General features: G+C 44.3%; 15 protein-coding genes. 7 read left to right on the top strand and 8 right to left on the bottom strand.

From position 1 onward, the window contains the following. Positions 1-125: 125 nt before the first annotated feature. On the bottom strand, positions 126-596 hold the full coding sequence (locus tag BM099_RS10300; protein ID WP_090727654.1) for a YHS domain-containing (seleno)protein: 471 nt from the start codon (positions 594-596) through the stop codon (positions 126-128). Positions 597-815: 219 nt separating this feature from the next. Between BM099_RS10300 and BM099_RS10295 the strand changes: the two genes are divergently transcribed. From BM099_RS10295 to BM099_RS10265, 7 genes are all read left to right on the top strand, one after another. Continuing rightward, positions 816-2,279 carry a circularly permuted type 2 ATP-grasp protein gene (locus BM099_RS10295; protein WP_090727652.1) on the top strand — a complete coding sequence of 488 codons (1,464 nt, stop codon included), beginning with the start codon at positions 816-818 and terminating at the stop codon, positions 2,277-2,279. Further along, positions 2,269-3,213, top strand: coding sequence for an alpha-E domain-containing protein (locus tag BM099_RS10290; protein WP_090727650.1), 945 nt, complete (start codon positions 2,269-2,271; stop codon positions 3,211-3,213). The genes BM099_RS10295 and BM099_RS10290 overlap by 11 nt, the downstream gene beginning before the upstream one ends. Beyond that, a complete protein-coding gene (locus BM099_RS10285) occupies positions 3,210-6,542 on the top strand; it encodes a transglutaminase family protein (RefSeq protein WP_090727648.1) in 3,333 nt (1,110 codons plus the stop codon). The genes BM099_RS10290 and BM099_RS10285 overlap by 4 nt, the downstream gene beginning before the upstream one ends. A 77-nt stretch (positions 6,543-6,619) precedes the next feature. Further along, positions 6,620-9,178, top strand: coding sequence for a circularly permuted type 2 ATP-grasp protein (locus BM099_RS10280; protein WP_232349091.1), 2,559 nt, complete (start codon positions 6,620-6,622; stop codon positions 9,176-9,178). Next, the gene (locus BM099_RS10275) at positions 9,175-10,107 is read left to right on the top strand and encodes a transglutaminase family protein (protein ID WP_090727646.1); all 933 of its coding nucleotides are present in this window, start codon (positions 9,175-9,177) and stop codon (positions 10,105-10,107) included. The genes BM099_RS10280 and BM099_RS10275 overlap by 4 nt, the downstream gene beginning before the upstream one ends. Positions 10,108-10,226: 119 nt before the next feature. Beyond that, positions 10,227-10,937: a P-loop NTPase family protein gene (locus BM099_RS10270; protein WP_090727643.1), complete on the top strand. Its 711-nt coding sequence runs from the start codon at positions 10,227-10,229 to the stop codon at positions 10,935-10,937. 254 nt (positions 10,938-11,191) lie between these two features. Further along, positions 11,192-11,986, top strand: a complete 795-nt coding sequence (locus tag BM099_RS10265) for an SHOCT domain-containing protein (RefSeq protein WP_090727640.1) — start codon at positions 11,192-11,194, stop codon at positions 11,984-11,986. 145 nt (positions 11,987-12,131) lie between these two features. Here the strand turns inward: BM099_RS10265 and BM099_RS10260 are convergent, their stop codons facing one another. The 7 genes from BM099_RS10260 to BM099_RS10230 all read right to left on the bottom strand — a co-directional run bounded on the left by BM099_RS10260 (position 12,132) and on the right by BM099_RS10230 (position 17,476). Further along, positions 12,132-12,653 (bottom strand): cytochrome P460 family protein, encoded by a 522-nt coding sequence (locus tag BM099_RS10260; protein WP_090727637.1) that lies wholly within the window; start codon positions 12,651-12,653, stop codon positions 12,132-12,134. 111 nt (positions 12,654-12,764) lie between these two features. Further along, positions 12,765-13,310, bottom strand: coding sequence for a DinB family protein (locus BM099_RS10255; protein ID WP_090727635.1), 546 nt, complete (start codon positions 13,308-13,310; stop codon positions 12,765-12,767). Between the two features lie 43 nt (positions 13,311-13,353). Then, positions 13,354-14,667 (bottom strand): hypothetical protein, encoded by a 1,314-nt coding sequence (locus BM099_RS10250; RefSeq protein ID WP_090727633.1) that lies wholly within the window; start codon positions 14,665-14,667, stop codon positions 13,354-13,356. Next, entirely contained in the window at positions 14,667-15,575 is a 909-nt protein-coding gene (locus BM099_RS10245) for a cyanophycin synthetase (protein WP_090727631.1), read from the bottom strand. The genes BM099_RS10250 and BM099_RS10245 overlap by 1 nt, the downstream gene beginning before the upstream one ends. Before the next feature lie 9 nt (positions 15,576-15,584). After that, a complete protein-coding gene (locus tag BM099_RS10240) occupies positions 15,585-16,406 on the bottom strand; it encodes a hypothetical protein (protein ID WP_090727629.1) in 822 nt (273 codons plus the stop codon). Between the two features lie 20 nt (positions 16,407-16,426). Further along, positions 16,427-16,948, bottom strand: coding sequence for a hypothetical protein (locus BM099_RS10235; RefSeq protein WP_090727627.1), 522 nt, complete (start codon positions 16,946-16,948; stop codon positions 16,427-16,429). 63 nt (positions 16,949-17,011) lie between these two features. Then, positions 17,012-17,476 (bottom strand): YHS domain-containing (seleno)protein, encoded by a 465-nt coding sequence (locus BM099_RS10230; protein WP_090727625.1) that lies wholly within the window; start codon positions 17,474-17,476, stop codon positions 17,012-17,014. Positions 17,477-17,505 lie beyond the last annotated feature (29 nt).

The following is a 17,505-nucleotide window of genomic DNA, read 5'->3' as shown; positions in this document are numbered from 1 at the left end:
CGTGAATGCTGCTCATATAAAGGCACTATTTTCTGGTATTTGATTAATGGATATCGAATAACGTCACAAAAATCTATTTTAAAACCCGCTATATTTCCAAAAAAGAGCGTCTAACGAATCATTGACTAGTATTCTGCATTATTGAGTTTCGCTGCCCATGCTGTGTCCGCTTGCTGTTTATAGGTTTTCCAATCCCCGTTTAACCAGCGCTGACGGCCTTGTTCGGCATAAAACAGATGCAGCTTATCGCCAAAAAATTCCCAAACGGTTCCATCGGTTGTGATCAGCCCTTCGCCAAGGCTTAAAGCATTTGAGCAAAAGCCATTATATTCAGGACGAAAACGTTTGGGATCCGCAGCAAATTTATCGGCAGAAGCCTGCGATGCAAAGTGCCAGGATGCATTATTCCACTCAACGGCAAAGCGTTTATCTCCGGCGACCTCCTTATGCTGAGTTCTGACCACAGGTGAGTGGTACTCAACCGTGTCGTGTCCGCCAATGGCTTTTGACCCCCAATAACTTTTGCTGACGGGCTCATTTGCCAGGCTTAACGTGCTGGCTAAAAGCAATAAAAATGCGGGTATATACTTAATCATGCTGCCTCTCTCAGTCGCGATTGTTATCTTTTAGAATACTTAAATAGAATTATTTGTTCACTGGTTTCTTTGGTGTGCTTATTGCTATATGTTACGCAAAGGGTGTTATATATATGGTTTTTGCCCTCTTAATTGTAATTTATGAACTTCGCTGCGCTTTTTTAGTGCATTTTACAGTCCATAGGTTGCCACTGGTATTTGATATAGGACGCATCTAATATGAGCATTGATTGGAATCAGTACGATCCTAATAATTTTTTTGATGAGCTGATTGGAGAGAATGGCGAAGCAAGAGTATCGGCCGAGAGGTTAGTAGAACACCTGGCTTCTTTGGACGAAGGTGAGCTTGAGGCGCGGCGGCAGATGGCTGAAGCGACCATCCATGAAATGGGTGTCAGTTTTACCGTGTATACCGAAGAGGGCAATATTGACCGAGCTTGGCCTTTTGATATTATTCCTCGCACTATTTCAAAGCAGCAGTGGGAAAAAACAGCCGCCGGCCTTAAGCAGCGCTTAAAAGCGTTGAATATGTTTATTGGTGATCTTTACGATAAACAGCAGATTATAAAAGATGGCATTATTCCCGAGCATATTATTCGTGATTCAAAAAACTTCAGGCCCGAATGCATCGGTATGAAACCCGCACATGGCGTATGGGCGCACATTTGTGGAACAGATCTGGTACGTGATTCTGATGGCGAATTTTATGTGCTTGAGGATAACCTGCGCGTGCCGTCGGGCGTTGCTTACATGCTGGAAAACAGGTCGATCACGAAAAGGGTATTACCCGAGCTATTCGAGAAAGAGGGTATTATGCCCATTGGTGATTACCCCTCCAGATTATTTGACACGCTGGTGTCTATCTCTCCACGCCGTATCAAACGCCCTGAAATTGTCGTTATGACTCCTGGTATCTTTAACTCTGCATATTTTGAGCATGCATATCTTGCTCAGCAAATGGGTACTGAGTTGGTGGAAGGAAGTGATCTGGTCGTTGGTGATGATGATTGCGTGTACATGCGTACCATCGCCGGGCTGGAGCGAGTTGATGTCATTTATCGTCGTATCGATGATATGTTTCTTGACCCGGAAGTTTTTGAAAAAGAATCAGTGTTGGGTGTTCCTGGTTTGATGCGTGCATGGCGGGCTGGCAACGTAGCTTTGGCTAATGCGCCGGGTGCAGGGGTTGCTGATGATAAGGTGGTATATGCCTATGTGCCGGATATTATTCGTTATTATCTGAAAGAAGAGCCTTTAATTAAAAACGTTAAAACCTATTTATGTGATGATCCTGAACATCGTCAATATGTGATTGATCATATCGCTGAACTGGTAGTCAAACCTGCCAATGAATCAGGCGGGTACGGTATGCTGATAGGCCCTCACTCTACTAAAAAAGAACAAGCCCACTTTATTAAATTAATTAAGGCTGATCCGCGTAACTATGTGGCGCAACCGACACTTGCTTTATCGACATCGCCTACACTGGTCGGTAAAGGTGTGGTTGAACCGCGGCACCTTGATTTGCGTCCATTTATACTGCAAGGCAAAAACAGCTATGTCACGACGGGTGGATTAACTCGCGTGGCCATGAAAAAAGGATCATTGGTTGTGAATTCATCGCAAGGCGGCGGTAGTAAAGATACCTGGATTGTTAACGGAGGTATTGCTGATGCTATCTAAAGTTGCAGAGAGACTTTATTGGATCGCTCGTCATCTTGAGCGTGTAGAAAACACAGCACGACTGGTCAGTGTGTATGACAGTTTGTTGTTTGATCTTCCCGGTGAGTTCGATATCAGCTGGTATAACCTGGTGACTCTGAATAGCGCAGAAAAGTTATTTGAGAGCCGTTATAAAAATCATGATGAGCGCAATGTTGTTAAATTTTTATTAGCTGATGATACCAATCCTTCGTCAATGCTCTCTGCACTTAAAATGGTTCGTGAAAATGTGCGAACTACGCGAGATGTATTGCCGCAGGAAAGTTGGGAAATGGTTAATGAGCTGTCTATCTATGCCACCAAAAATATACAGCAGGGCATTAATCGTAGTGCCCGTCATGAGTTTCTGACTAATATTATTAAAGGCTGTCAGCAGATTAATGGCCTTTTGACGGGAACGATGTGTCGGGATGCTTCCTGGCAGTTTCTGCGCTTAGGGCGCAATCTTGAAAGAGCGGATATGACAACCCGTTTGTTGGATGCGGGTGCCGCTGCTCAGCTTGAAGGTGAAGTCGAAACGGATATGCACATCAGCCAGGTAGTGTGGGGCAATGTGTTGCGTTCGAGTTCTGCAGAATTAAGTTATCGACGGACGATGCGTAGTGCGGTTCATGAAAAAGATGTGGCTGAGTTTTTATTAGAAGATCCTGACTTTCCGCGTAGTTTTCGATTTTGCATAGACAGTATGATTAATGGCATTAAAAATCTTCCTAATAACGCGGCTGCTAAAAAAGCGCTACATACAATGCTCGAAGTTGAATTTGAGCTGGATTCAGATAAGCGGTTAGGGTTCGAGTTTCGTGAATACCTCAATCAACAGCAGGTTAATCTTGGTAATTTGCATCAGGTTTTTAATCAAACTTGGTTCGCCATGCTTAAAAGAGGCACAGAATGACTATACGCACAGCTATACATCATATAACCGAATACAAATTTGATCGCTTGGTTTCGTTATCGCCTCATGTACTTCGATTGCGCCCTGCTGCGCATTCCCGGACGCCTATTCATGGCTACACATTAAAAATCAGCCCTGAAAACCACTTTATTAACTGGCAGCAGGATCCGTTTGGTAACTTTCTGGCACGTATCGTTTTTCCGGAAAAAACCAGACACCTGAGTATTGAAGTAGAAGTTATTGCTGACATGACGGTCATTAATCCGTTTGATTTCTTTGTCGAAGAGTCAGCTGAAAAATTTCCATTTACCTATGACAAAACGTTAAAAGAGGAGCTGCACCCTTACCTTGAGATTACCGATGATGGTCCGCTCATCAAGGAATGGCTAAAGACTGTTCCACAAGAGCCGATGCCGATTAACGATTTTCTGGTGGCTATCAACCAGCGACTGCAGGGCGATATCGGTTATAACATCCGTATGGAGCCTGGTGTTCAGACGTGTGAAGAAACACTGACGATCATGAAAGGCTCGTGTCGCGATACTGGCTGGCTGTTGGTGCAGATTTTCCGTCACTTAGGGCTGGCTGCGCGCTTTGTTTCCGGTTATCTGGTGCAGTTGACTTCAGACATTAAGTCGCTTGATGGGCCGTCTGGTCCGGAGAAAGATTTCACCGATCTGCATGCATGGTGTGAGGTTTATATTCCCGGTGCTGGTTGGATTGGTATGGATCCTACCTCGGGTTTATTTGCCAGTGAAGGACATATTCCACTGGCCTGTACGCCTTCGCCGGGTTCTGCTGCACCCATTAGCGGTGGTATGGATAAATGTGAAGTAGCGTTTGATTACAGTAATGAGGTTATTCGTATTCACGAGGACCCTCGTGTTACCAAGCCTTATAGCGATGAGCAATGGAAATGCATTGATGCCGTCGGTAAAGCGGTCGATAAACAGCTGCACGATTTAGATGTACGTCTGACACAAGGTGGCGAGCCTACCTTTGTTTCCATTGATGATATGGATTCAGATCAGTGGAATACGGGTGCATTGGGTGACGATAAACTGAGTCTCTCCAAAGATCTGCTTCTGCGTATGCGGGATAAGTTTGCTCCCGATGGCTTTCTTCATTATGGACAAGGTAAATGGTATCCCGGTGAGGAATTACCGCGTTGGGCGTTAGGTTGTTTCTGGCGGACTGATGGTCAACCTTTATGGCGCAATAATGATCTGTTAGCGCGAATCGATAAAGACTATGGCGTGACTGTTAAAGAAGCAGAAACATTCGCCCGTAGCCTGACAAAACGTGCCGGATTGCGCTCTAAATATTTAGTACCCGCCTACGAGGATACTCTCTACTATTTATGGCGAGAGCAGTCTTTGCCGACTAATGTCGATCCGCGTAAAGTGGATCTTAAAGATGATCTTGAGCGGCAGAAACTCGCTAAAGTATTAACTCAGGGTTTGGGCGATCCGATAGGATACTGCCTGCCTATTGGTTGGAATTATTCGACTAATCACTGGCTTTCCAGTCCGTGGCCATTACGCAGTGAAACGTTAGCGCTGATTCCTGGTGATTCGCCTATGGGCTTTCGCTTACCATTGGATTCTTTGCCACGTGTGGCGGCCGACGAGCGTGATGACCCGCAGCCACGTGATCCGTTCGAACCTGTCGATGCATTAGCCGATGCTGGTGAAAGCGTTAAACAGGCACGTCCGGATAAAAGTGAATCCAAGTCTACTATTGATGTTGAGGTTGTTCGTACCACGTTATGTATTGAACCCCGGGATGGCCGGCTTTACTTGTTTATGCCGCCTACAGAATATCTGGAACACTATGTAGCGTTGATCGAGTTGATTGAAGATACCGCAGCAGAGATGAATCTGCCGGTGGTGATTGAAGGATATGAGCCGCCTAAAGACAGTCGTATGAACTGCTTTAAGGTTACACCCGATCCAGGTGTTATCGAAGTTAATATCCATCCGGCGGCAAACTGGAATGATTTGGTCGAAAATACTGAAATCATCTACGAAGAAGCCCGTCAGGCACGTTTATGCGCTGAGAAATTCATGATCGATGGTCGCCATACCGGAACAGGCGGTGGTAACCATATTACGTTGGGTGCGGTGACTCCTACGGATAGCCCCTTCCTGCGTCGACCAGATTTGTTGCGTAGTTTCGTTACTTATTGGCAGCATCACCCCGGTCTTTCTTACCTATTCTCAGGCATGTTTATTGGCCCGACAAGCCAGTCGCCACGCGTAGATGAAGGCCGTGATGAGATGTTGTATGAATTGGAAGTGGCTTTTTCACAGATGCCAGAGGGCGAAGTGTGTGAGCCATGGTTGGTCGACCGGCTAATGCGAAATTTGTTGGTGGATATTACCGGTAATACGCATCGTTCAGAATTCTGTATCGATAAGCTGTTTGCGCCGGGCTCTGCATCGGGTCGTCAGGGTCTGTTAGAGTTCCGCGGTTTTGAAATGCCGCCGCATGCTCGCATGTCTTTGGTGCAAGCGTTGTTAATCCGCTGCTTAATTGTACGCTTCTGGAAAGATCCGTATCACAAACCACTGGTACGTTGGGGCACTGAGTTGCATGACCGTTTCATGCTGCCTCATTACGTATGGGAAGATCTGCGTGAAGTTGTAACTGACTTGCAAGAACACGGATTTCCTTTCCAGCTTGATTGGTTGGCGCCTTTCGAGGAGTTTCGCTTCCCGCATTATGGGCGCGCGCAGATTGATGATACGAGTATTGAATTACGTTGGGCAATTGAACCCTGGCATGTGCTTGGAGAAGAGGTGAGCAGCTTCGGTACGTCCCGTTATGTAGATTCATCTATGGAACGCTTGCAGGTTAAAGTGGGCGGGTTAACACCAGGGCGTTATGTGTTGGCGTGTAATGGTCGTCGTATACCATTGCGCTCTACCGGTCGGCATGGTGAGTATGTTGCCGGGGTTCGTTATCGTGCCTGGCATCCGCCAACAGCATTGCATCCTATGATTGGTGTGCATTCGCCGTTAGTGTTTGATCTGTTTGATACCTGGAACGGTAAATCGATCGGCGGGTGTACCTATCATGTTGTTCATCCGGGTGGGCGTAGTTATGAAACACTTCCTGTGAATGCATTTGAAGCGGAATCGCGACGTATTAATCGATTCTGGGACTTTGGGCATACGCCAATCAGCCATGAACCACAGCCTGAATTCAATGACATCTGGGAGTTTTTTGTCAATGAGGAACCTCCTCGTGCGATGGAGCCGCCGATGGAAATTCCTTCTGACGAATTCCCGCATACCTTGGATTTACGCAGGCATATTCAAAAATAATCTTAGAATAGCGTAAAAAGGAAGTAGGGCCCCATGTATAATGCAGCACTTAGTTTTAGCCTTGGGGCCCTTTTTTGATGGAAACACCCTCTGTAAAAATGCTTGAAACCTTTGATTATCCGCACTCGGACGATAGATATGATGAGGTATATGGCAACCAGTCAATAATGAACGATCATTGGCAGCACTTGCTTAATGGTTTGAAAACGCTGGGTGTTCAGGGAATTCAAGAACGTCACCTTAAAGCCGAACGTATTTTAAGAGATGATGGTGCTACGTATAACAGTAGTTCTACTCAACTTTCGACTACTTGGCAGTTAGACCCCGTTCCTGTTTTATTGGGAAGTGAAGAGTGGAGTGTTATTGAAGACGGCCTGCTTGAACGTTCAGAGCTGTTTAATCTGATTTTAAAAGACCTCTATGGTGAACGTGAACTCATTCGCCATGGTGTCATTCCCCCTGAGTTAGTGTTCAGTCATCCCGGATTTTTAAGAGCGTGTCATGGGGTTGTCCTGCCTGGTGAGCACCAGCTTATTCTGCATGCTGCGGATATGGTTCGCGATGCTGACGGGAATATGCAAGTCATCTCTGATCGTACGCAAGCACCTAGTGGCGCCGGTTATGCATTAGAAAATCGCACCGTTATGTCTCGTGTATTGCCCTCACTGTTTCGCGATAGCCATGTGCACAGACTGTCACTTTTTTTTCAGACGTTGCGTATTAAATTAAATAATCTGGCTCGACATATAACAACAGACCAGCCTCGGGTAGTGATCCTCACACCCGGTTCGTATAGCGAAACCTATTTTGAACATGCTTATCTTGCAAATTATCTGGGATACCCATTGGTACAAGGTAGTGATCTGCGGGTAAGCAATGGTTACCTTTGGATGAAATCTTTGGGTGAGATGGAGCGGGTTGATGTGGTGTTGCGCCGCATTGATGATGTCTTTGCAGATCCCGTTGAACTGAGAAGTGACTCAAGTCTGGGTGTCCCGGGGTTGCTGGAAGTGGTTCGTTCCGGGAAGGTGATTATTGCCAACCCATTGGGTTCCGGCATACTGGAAAACCCCGTACTACTGCGCTACTTGCCTGACATTGGTATGCACTTTCTGGGTCGAAAGCCACAATTAGCATCCGTTAAAACATACTGGTGCGGTGATCCCCAGGATTTGACTTACGTGCTTGATAACATAAAGAACTTGGTTATTAAGCCTCATTTTCATAAGTCGGGAACACAAAGTATTTTTGGTTCACGCTTGGATGAAAAACAGCAATTGGCCCTTCAGCATCAATTAAAAACATCGCCGTTAAGCTTTGTCGCTCAGGAATATGTCCGACCATCAACTACACCTACATGGAGTGGTAATGAGTTGGTGCCACGGCCTACTGTACTGCGGAGTTTCTCTGTCGCGAGTGAATCCGCGTACCGTATAATGCCCGGCGGATTGACGCGAGTCGGTAATAGCGCCACCAGTGTCAGCCTGAGCAATCAACAAGGCGCTTTTAGTAAAGACACCTGGATTCTCGCTTCCGAAACAGAGAAACAGTCAAAACCTTTGCGTGTAGCTCAACCATGGACGCCTCCGGCAACCAAGCAGCCGCGTGCAGTTTTTCCTTGTCGTGTAGTTGAGAATCTTTTCTGGATGGGGCGTTATGCTGAGCGTGCTGAGTCTGCTTTACGCCTGTTAAGAACGGTATTTGTGCAGTTTAACAGTACCTATCATATGCCGGATCAAACCAGGCAGTTGTTGTTACGAACAGTGACTCAGGTAACAACCACCTATCCTGGTTTTACCGGTGTTGATCCAGAGCTATTCGCCGAGCCTGAATCAGAACTCCTGGCAGTCATTCTTGATACAGAGCGTAACGGTAGTGTCTGCAGTAATCTTAACGCCTTAATCACCTGTTCAGACCAGGCGAGAGATTTATTATCAGCTGATACTCAGCGTGTTATTAATGATCTGCGTGATGAGATGGCTGCTTTGACCGGTGAGTTGCAAGCTGGCCTGAATGCAGCGCCGGAAGAAGCTCTGGACCCGTTAGTGACGACCCTGTTAGCACTGGCAGGTTTGTGGCAAGAAAGCATGGTTCGTGGTTTGGGCTGGCGTTTTATGGATATGGGGCGTCGCGTAGAAAAGGCGATACAAGCGGTCCGTCTGTTGCGTTCGGCGCTGGTACAAGTGTTACCGGAAGATGAGCAATTAAGGGTTCTTGAAGCGGTCTTACTCAGCTCTGAAACCCTCATTACTTTCCGTCGTCGTGACAATTACGATAGCGATATGGAACGTGGCCTTGAACTCTTATTAAATGACAGTAGCAATCCTCGCTCCGTATTTTATCAGGTAGAACTGCTTCGTCAGCATTTGTCTGAATTACGCTCTACCGCTCACGGACCCGGACTTGAGAAGGAAGATCGTTATCTGCTCGAAGCGTCTTCCGTTATCCAGCTTAGCACCTTAGAGGAGCTTGTTATGCACGATGATAATCAGGCCATCCGGGGCGGGCTTGATCAACTGCTGGGGCGTCTTGAGCATCTGCTGCAGGAAACGTCCTCGCAGATAAGCAGTAAATACTTTGATCAGGTTAAGGTTCACCAACAGTTTGTGCGTGCCAATTGGGATGAAGAGTTATGATTTACACTGTTCGGCATGTCACCCATTATGAATATCAAAAGCCGGTATCGCTGTGTTATAACCTCGCACATCTGTTACTCAGAGATACAGATTATCAAAGTTGTCTCAATAGTACGGTGCAGGTTACTCCGTTCCAGACGACGGGGCATCGGCGTATTGACTACTTCGGTAATCAGGCTTATTACTTTTCACTTGAGCAACCGCATCGTGAATTGATCGTTGATGTCCAAACGGAGATCCGCATACATGAATCAAAATACGCTCATGAAATGGACTTAAATCTGGACCTTGGTACTACCTGTGGTGAAGCGTTGGTTTCGCTGCAGCAAAGCCGTGATATGGCTGTGCTGGAAGCCCGTGAATTTATTCTTGACTCACCGATGATACGTGCCTCAGCATCACTGCGTGAATATGCGCGAGCCTCCTTTAGCAGAGACAGGCCTCTGTTATCCGCCGTGCGAGAATTGACACACAGAATCTACGAAGAATTTACATACGACCCTGCGTCTACCAGTATTGCTACACCATTGGCTGAAGTCTTACGGCAAAAAAGAGGCGTTTGTCAGGATTTCGCGCATCTTGCCATTGGCTGTCTGCGTTCACTTGGGTTTCCTGCTCGCTACATCAGTGGATATCTGGAAACGTTACCGCCTCCTGGGGAAGTTAAACTAGTGGGTAGTGATGCATCACATGCATGGTTCTCTGTTTTTTCGCCCGGTGAAGGCTGGTTCGAATTTGATCCTACCAATGATAATATGCCTGCGGAGCATCATATCACAACGGCCTGGGGGAGGGACTATGGTGACGTGTCTCCTATTAAAGGGGTGTTTTTTGATGGAGGGAAAAGCCAGAAATTAAAAGTATCGGTTGATGTAAACCGAATAGAAACGAGTAAATTTTCGAATCCGGTATCGAATACTCGTGGTTAATGCATACAGCATGTCGCAGCGATGATTCGCTGTGATGCTGCTGTGGAAGGACAATAGATAGGAATGTCTATCTCCAGTTATTTTTGAAAACGATTTTATTTTAAGCAGGACGTTTATTAATGAGTACGATTCATTTTATTGGTGGCGAAAAAGGTGGTGTGGGTAAATCAGTTTTGTCCAGGCTTATGTCTCAGTATAGTCTGGAAAATGCGTTGGCATTTAACGGCTTCGATGCTGACCAGTCACATGCAACATTGTCGCGTTTCTATCCGGATTTTACCCAGCCTGTAGATTTAGATGTCTTTGAAAGTACAGATAAAATTATGGAACTGGCACTGGAGACGGATGGGCACGTAATCGTTGATCTTCCTGCCCAGAGTGAGCGTTTTCTCGATCGATGGATTGGAGAAAATGACGTGTTAGACATGTGTGAAGAGATGAAGGTTTCTATCGTTTACTGGTATGTTGTTGATGACGGATTAGATTCGGCTAATCTGCTGGATAATTTTTTACATAAATATAATAATTCACTTGATTTCGTTGTCGTAAAAAACCAAGGTCGAGGCGGTAATTTTTCTGCGATTGATTCGGTACTTGAAAAACATACGGGCAGCACGAAAAAAATAAATCTTCAGCAAGCAGTGTTACCTGGTTTGCACCAGGAAACCATGAGAAAAATAGATAAGTTAAGCTTTAGTTTCTGGGGAGCCAGTAATATAAAAGGCAATGGTATTATGCACTTAAGTTTAATGGAAAGACAAAGAACTAAAGTCTGGCTGAAAAAATCCTACCATATGATGGATTGTATATTTAAAGCTGTAAAAAAATAAATTATGAAAAAAATGCAGTAAAAAAGTAAACGGGGTGCTTAATAAAGCCGTCATAATATTGATTATATAATATGACGGCTTTATTGTTCTTTAGTATGCTATAATTCACCTTCATTGGACATTGTAGATATTAATATATCGCGCTTTACGCTCAGCTTCACCAACGCTAAACGTATTTCACCTGCCACGATAGGACAGTACTCCATAACTGAAACACATTTTATAGAGCTTACAAAGCTTAAAGAGAGAGTACCATGCAACAACTTACCCCCGCAGGCCAAAATCTTGTCAATGATATCGCTTCCCGATATAACCTCAGCACTGATTCTGTTATTAATATGCTGATCGCAGTTAATAATGGTGGCGGTTCTATGGCTCAGTTTAATTGTCCGGAACTCGGTGGTTCAGGTCAATGGATGAGAGGCGGTATGACCATGGTTGGCGATATGTTTAATAATGGTTTGAAAAACACCGTCGACAATTTATGTAATGAGCTTGCGAATGCATTGGCTAATATGGAAGTCTTTCCTAAGGCTCCTGCTGGCACAAGAGGCAGCAACCAATGGTGGCCTTCAGATTTAGGCGTTCCCTTTAGCAGCGGCGCTCAGAATAATCTTCGATACGCTATTTTTCCTAACAGACTTGCGGTTGACATTAATGGTCAGGTTACCGTTTACGACACACTCGATAATAATATCAGTGGTGTAAGTCAGCAGCAGGGCGGCAATACATCGCTTACGTTTAGTAGCCAGTACGGTACTATTTCAGTATCTAGTCTTCCTATTGTTTCAGGTCCGGGTTTTTCACCAGCGCCTGCACCGCAGACAAACTTCCTTGAGCCTCTGCCTCCGGTAAATACGCCTGAGCCAGTTAAACAAAATTTGAATACGCCATCGGCGCCATCAACCTCAGGGAGCATGAATCTGAATTCATCATCAAGTAATGAAATTATACAGCTGATCGAAAAGCTGTCTCAGTTGCGTGATGCTGGGGCGTTAACAGATGACGAATATAATACCAAGAAAACTGATTTATTAAACAGGCTATAAGATTTTTTTATTTAACTTGTTAATATAATCAATATATTACCCCTTGTGTTTAAACGCTGCTAAATAAGCGTTTTAAATATAAGGGGTATTTTTCCTCTGATAAGAATGCCTCGTAGATCTTTATCTATTCAAGATTAAATGTGTATTAATGATGCTTTTTCAGAAAATCTTCATTCGTGAAAACAAAATCATTCTGTGCTGCGACTGAGTGACAACCACTACAAAAAGCATTACTTTCCTCGAGTTTCTCATTATATCCAGCAACCCAACCCCAGTTCTTTGCATCGGGAGAGGTTGAATCTCTTAGCTTAACCATGATCGTCAAATCTGTTGGTTTTTGCGCTTTGAAGGCCGCCAGATCATCAAATTGTTCTTTAACGATAACCGTTCCGGCAGGGTAGTTATAGGGCGCGGTTCCTTGAATGGTCGCCAATCCAGTATCGTTAACATAAACATCCCGATAGCCGTCACGACCTTTATGCACGCCGCTAACCAATCCGGTAGGATCACCGGTACTCGTTCGGTTCTCAGTGATTTTTGTCCAGTTTTTGAAGTTAGCCCAACGGCTGTCTGTATTTCCTGAATAATTAGGCGCTGACGCACATGCTACGATCACACCACTAATTGATAAGATTATGCCTGATTTTATGATGCTTTTGGGTTTCATATTATTATTCCCCGTATTGTTAGATTACAAATGAGATGCTTGTTAAGTATAGCTCTGATTAACAGACTACTATTTTAAGCATAATATTTGTAAATGAATTAAAACTGAAAATTACTGGTTTACGCCGTCGTGCTGATTTTGTGCTGATTGCTGCTCTCTTAGATAGGTAGCCGTTGCCGGAGCGACACCATAGTCGTTAATGGCCCGCCAACCTAATACTTTTGCTAATGTCACCATGAGTGCTAAGTGGTGGATAGTGTGATTTGAGGCAAAGAACAGTTCGCGTCCAAATGAGGTTTGAAATATCGCACTGTGCTTTTCAGAGATGGCGACCTCTGTACTAATACTCACGGAGCGGTTCATATCGTCTGGTGTTAACTGCGTTAGCCATTGGCGGATAGTGTTGAGCGTGATGATAGCGTCACGTCTATTGCTTTCAAGCGGAATACCGCGTAGACGAATATCATAATCAATAATGGTGTCCTGTTTGTTTCTAATAAGAGCCTGGTAAATATCCAGAATATGGCGCAAATGCTGACCAATATTGCTGTCAAATAAAGGGCGTGAATGTGTTTGATAGATATCATCATCGATACTGTCAATGAAACTGATGAGCTGATCGAATACCTCAAGACTACTGTCTATTACTTTTTGCATATTTTTCTGTACCGGTCAGCTTAGTTTGAAAAATTTTTTAAACTTATGTTATGGATGTTTTTAGTCGACTCGCCGTTGCGGTGTTCGATACCAGTGCCGTGACAGGAGCAGGTTCTGTGGGGTTCGTATAGACAAGGTAGATCAAAGCTACAGGGGTGAGTAGCAGATAAAGCATGGATAATGACGCTTGCATATCTGAAAAATAAGCTGCCAGTAGTGCAACACCGCTATAAAAAATGACGATCCCCAATTGTGATAAATAGCTTTTAATCAGCAAGTATTGCAGCGGATTATGCTCTTTAGCATGATCAAAAAAACGCTTATTGAAACTTAAGCGGAAGAAGGTCGTTAAAAAAGCGATCAATAAGATAGCCGGGTAGATCAGGGCGTCCGGTAATTCCGGGTTGAGTACACTTCTCAATACCCATGACGACGCATACAATATCACGGCACTGATATAGACCGTATTGCTATCAAGACTATCAATCCTGTTTTTTAACAGGTAAAAAATGAGGGATAAAAAGACGGTCAATAATACAATAATAATTCCTAACTCTTTGATGCTTTGCCGGGCAATCAGAAACAGTGAAATTACCCAAAAATAGCTTTCCAGGAAAAGGAATATACCGTCCAGGTAAAACACCACAGCAGAGTTTTTCTTATCTTTGAAGCGAAATAGAGGGGTGTTGGAGGCCGGGTTACTGTTAGCCCCCGTCAGCATGATGCTATTAGAAACGGCGAATGAACGCGTTTTTACGGGCCGACAAAACCACATAATAGCGCTAAAAGTGATCAGTGTACTGGCAATCAATAAGAGCCCAAGTGCCTCTTTTTCAAGCAGGAAGGCGCCGATAATAATTCCGAGTTTTAGTAGTACCACGACTAAGATCTGGAAATTACCAAATTGCCTTCCCGTCTGAGTGGCTGTTAAATGAAGAGTTTTTTCTGGCGTTTTCGTTGTCGTTGCAGGTGTAAGTGCCGAAGCAGATACAGGCGCCGTCATTGTGCTGAAGAGCACCCGCTGAGTGCTCCAGTAAAAACAGTTATAGGCACCATTGAGAAGCGCAGATAGAATCAGCAGCCAGTAATTGTCTGAAAATAATAAAGCGATTACCAGCAACAACTCAGCAATAAAAGAAGTGCCGATGATTAGGCGCCAGTTTTGCTGCTTGTAAAGTTTTTCCCATATTTTTAGCGAAAAAATAAACCCTAATCCCGTTAGTCCAATAAACAGGGCTATGCCTTGTATGGACTCACCACGCTGCAATAAAAGCACCGGTATGAAAAAGGGTAGCATCCCAATCAGAAAAGAATGGACACCTGCAAACTGAAAGAAAGAGGCTGAAACAGTTTTCATTAAAAGGTATCTGCGTTGCTTATATCGAGTTGGTTCAGCTTGTCAAAATAGGGCGAAAGATCTTCTTTCTCACCGTAACGAGGATAATCATGCATTTTCAGGTAAGGGCGGGAGTTCACTTCAAGGAAGATACATTTTTGGTCTTTGTAAGAGTGCTCGATCCCTTTTTCGAAAATCACGTCAATGCCTAGTATGTTGGCATCGAACATATCCAGGACATCCAGAAATAACTGTTTGTTGATCTCTGGAATCGTCTCTTTATCTATTGTCCTGACCGTTCCGCCAGGTGCCAGGGAGATGCGATAAAAGAGTATGACGTCTTCATCTTTAGCGGGAATTGTGTCCAGCGTGTAGTTGCGTTTTTTCAGGAAATTGATGGTCTGTTCGTTTTTTTGTATCGGGTAGATGCATGGATGCAGGTGCATCTTTTTGCGGATCTGGTTTTCTTCATCAATCAGCTCGCTGATACTCCGGGTTCCATCGCCTGTTACTGTGGGAGGGTATCTTTCAATCACCGACATCAGCTCACCTTTAATAGCGACTACGCGGTAGTTAGAGCCTTTTAGATATTGTTCTACTACTGTCGTTGGCCACCATATTTTGGCTAACAATATGGCTTTCCATAATTCAAAAAAATTATTAATCGGAAAATAGCTTCCTCTGGAATATCCGCTGACATTGGGTTTTATGACCAAAGGAAAACCGTGCTGTTTTGCAAATCGATGTGCACTGAGTGGATTTAAGAAAATAAGCCCTTTTGCATGCGGAACATTACCCTGGTTAAAAACCGCCCGGGCTTGTTCTTTAGAACGGCAGCTTTTTCTCACTTCAAGATTATTGTAGCTGCTGCAACCATTCATATAACGCTGGCTGATCCAGCTGTAAATAATTTTTTTGATATCTTTCATTGATAGTGCCTAGTCTATGCGCTTGGTGCGTTGAATAAAGCCAAGTTTTTTTAAGAATATAAGCGGCTCATTCTGTTGGTTGGGTATAGTTTTCGTTATTCTGGCAAGTAACCAAGTGCATTGGATGGCTAAATTCAACTTGCGGGTAGTTGCTGTGTTATAGCTCAATAGCACTAAAGGCATGGGGACAAATAAGTTGATTTCAATTACCTTGAATTCACCGGCCAGCAGAGACTCTATCGAATCTGCACGCACGCCAAAACGGGAAATCCTGAACCCACCTATGGTTTTGATATACCCCCATAAGGCATCCATGTTTTCGTTGGTAAGCTGAGGGGTAATATCCAGGTATGCAGTTTGCTGGTTGTAAATGCCGTTGATAGGGAAGGGGTCACCACTGTGATTAATCACCTGTGTCACTGATAGCATCGCATACTGATCGGGTGATGTGGCAGATGGGATGACGAATATTTCAAACTCAATCTTACCTTTCGCCGCGTCCTGAATAAGGTAGTGGACAGGAGCGCGACTGCGCTGTGCACGGATACATTCAAGCTCTGCAAAATTATCGGCTCGCTGAATGCCTTTCGAGTTCTGCCCCCATTCTGGTTTTACAAATACAGGGTAGCTATCAGGCTGAAAATCATGACTATCAATTTGTTGATTTAAGCGCCATTTATCAGGGATAAGATCATTGATATCCTGCTTCGAATAGATGCCTTTACTTTTATTGAAATAGCCTGCGTTCAACTGAAAGTAACGCCACGGCATGACTCCCAGTCTGATACACGACACTATATATGAGCTTACCAGCAGTATTCGAATCATCATAAATATCAGGTCGTCAAAAATTACAAGGTGGTATTTACATTGGCGTGCTTTGAGCGCAAATGTGTGAAGTTTACCAAAGCCATGATTATACCCAGTACTGCTATTGATAGAGCGGCATAAAATAATGAACCATGATCACTTTGGCCGTTGTGCAGCACTACGATACCCAAGGGTGTTGCCAGGTGAAAAAAAGCAGCGCCTGTCATAATGCCAGCGGCTAGTATGCCACCAATGCTATGAATCAGCGCACGTTCTGGTGCATGGCCGATAATATTTAGTTTTTTAAGGAGGAAGAAGACAATAGGCAGCAGTAAAAAAATGGAAACCAGCAGTTCGGCACTGCCGACAGCATAGGCAGCGTATTCAGCAAACCAGATACCTAACCCATTGGAAAGGGTACTGCTCATCCAGGCGCCAATCGTTGAAAATATATGCTGGGTATCCGGGTGTCCGGAAAACTTATAAGGAAGTGAGCTCAAAAAAACTTTACATGTCCAGGCAACCACGACCCAGCTAAATATTGAGATAATTCGGGGCTTCATGCTCGATCCTTAAGATTATTATTAATTTTATGAATTAAATTAAGGGTTTACTTAAAAGTTAAATTATTGGATAACACCCGGCCAGTTTTTGTCAGCAGAGTTGATAAAGCCTTCTTTATCTTTTAACCATTTAGCTTGTATGTCTGTATCGTAGTTAAGGTAAAGTTTGCCATCGTGAACGGTCCACTGATGCGGGTCGCCTTTCGCCGTATCATTCATCGCGACCGCCCATGCACAATAGCCGCCGTATTGCGGCGAGTATTTTTCAGGGTCAGCTTTAAACATTGCTAAATTATCAGCACTCTTAAAACGCCATTCAGCCCCTTTGTATTCTGTGACAAAACGTTTATTGCCTTTTACTGGCTTGTGTTCGGTAAAATAAGCCACTGTATCGTAACCGGCCACGGCCAGGTCACTAAAAAAAGTCGTGTAAATGGGTGGCTTTGCGCTGGCATGTAGAGAAACAATCATCAACATGGCTGCAATAACCGAACCGCATGCTTTTTTATAGTGAAGTAAATTATTCATTGGTCTGCCCTCTATATCTATGCGTTCGT

It is taken from the genome of Neptunomonas qingdaonensis, from assembly GCF_900113275.1.
GTDB classification, from domain to species: domain Bacteria; phylum Pseudomonadota; class Gammaproteobacteria; order Pseudomonadales; family Balneatricaceae; genus Neptunomonas; species Neptunomonas qingdaonensis.
This window is presented reverse-complemented; position numbering and strand designations above follow the sequence as displayed.

Coding starts and splice junctions, on each gene's coding strand:
- BM099_RS10300 (WP_090727654.1), bottom strand. CDS start 596: ATGATTAAGTATATACCCGCATTTTTATTGCTTTTAGCCAGCACGTTA.
- BM099_RS10295 (WP_090727652.1), top strand. CDS start 816: ATGAGCATTGATTGGAATCAGTACGATCCTAATAATTTTTTTGATGAG.
- BM099_RS10290 (WP_090727650.1), top strand. CDS start 2,269: ATGCTATCTAAAGTTGCAGAGAGACTTTATTGGATCGCTCGTCATCTT.
- BM099_RS10285 (WP_090727648.1), top strand. CDS start 3,210: ATGACTATACGCACAGCTATACATCATATAACCGAATACAAATTTGAT.
- BM099_RS10280 (WP_232349091.1), top strand. CDS start 6,620: ATGGAAACACCCTCTGTAAAAATGCTTGAAACCTTTGATTATCCGCAC.
- BM099_RS10275 (WP_090727646.1), top strand. CDS start 9,175: ATGATTTACACTGTTCGGCATGTCACCCATTATGAATATCAAAAGCCG.
- BM099_RS10270 (WP_090727643.1), top strand. CDS start 10,227: ATGAGTACGATTCATTTTATTGGTGGCGAAAAAGGTGGTGTGGGTAAA.
- BM099_RS10265 (WP_090727640.1), top strand. CDS start 11,192: ATGCAACAACTTACCCCCGCAGGCCAAAATCTTGTCAATGATATCGCT.
- BM099_RS10260 (WP_090727637.1), bottom strand. CDS start 12,653: ATGAAACCCAAAAGCATCATAAAATCAGGCATAATCTTATCAATTAGT.
- BM099_RS10255 (WP_090727635.1), bottom strand. CDS start 13,310: ATGCAAAAAGTAATAGACAGTAGTCTTGAGGTATTCGATCAGCTCATC.
- BM099_RS10250 (WP_090727633.1), bottom strand. CDS start 14,667: ATGAAAACTGTTTCAGCCTCTTTCTTTCAGTTTGCAGGTGTCCATTCT.
- BM099_RS10245 (WP_090727631.1), bottom strand. CDS start 15,575: ATGAAAGATATCAAAAAAATTATTTACAGCTGGATCAGCCAGCGTTAT.
- BM099_RS10240 (WP_090727629.1), bottom strand. CDS start 16,406: ATGATGATTCGAATACTGCTGGTAAGCTCATATATAGTGTCGTGTATC.
- BM099_RS10235 (WP_090727627.1), bottom strand. CDS start 16,948: ATGAAGCCCCGAATTATCTCAATATTTAGCTGGGTCGTGGTTGCCTGG.
- BM099_RS10230 (WP_090727625.1), bottom strand. CDS start 17,476: ATGAATAATTTACTTCACTATAAAAAAGCATGCGGTTCGGTTATTGCA.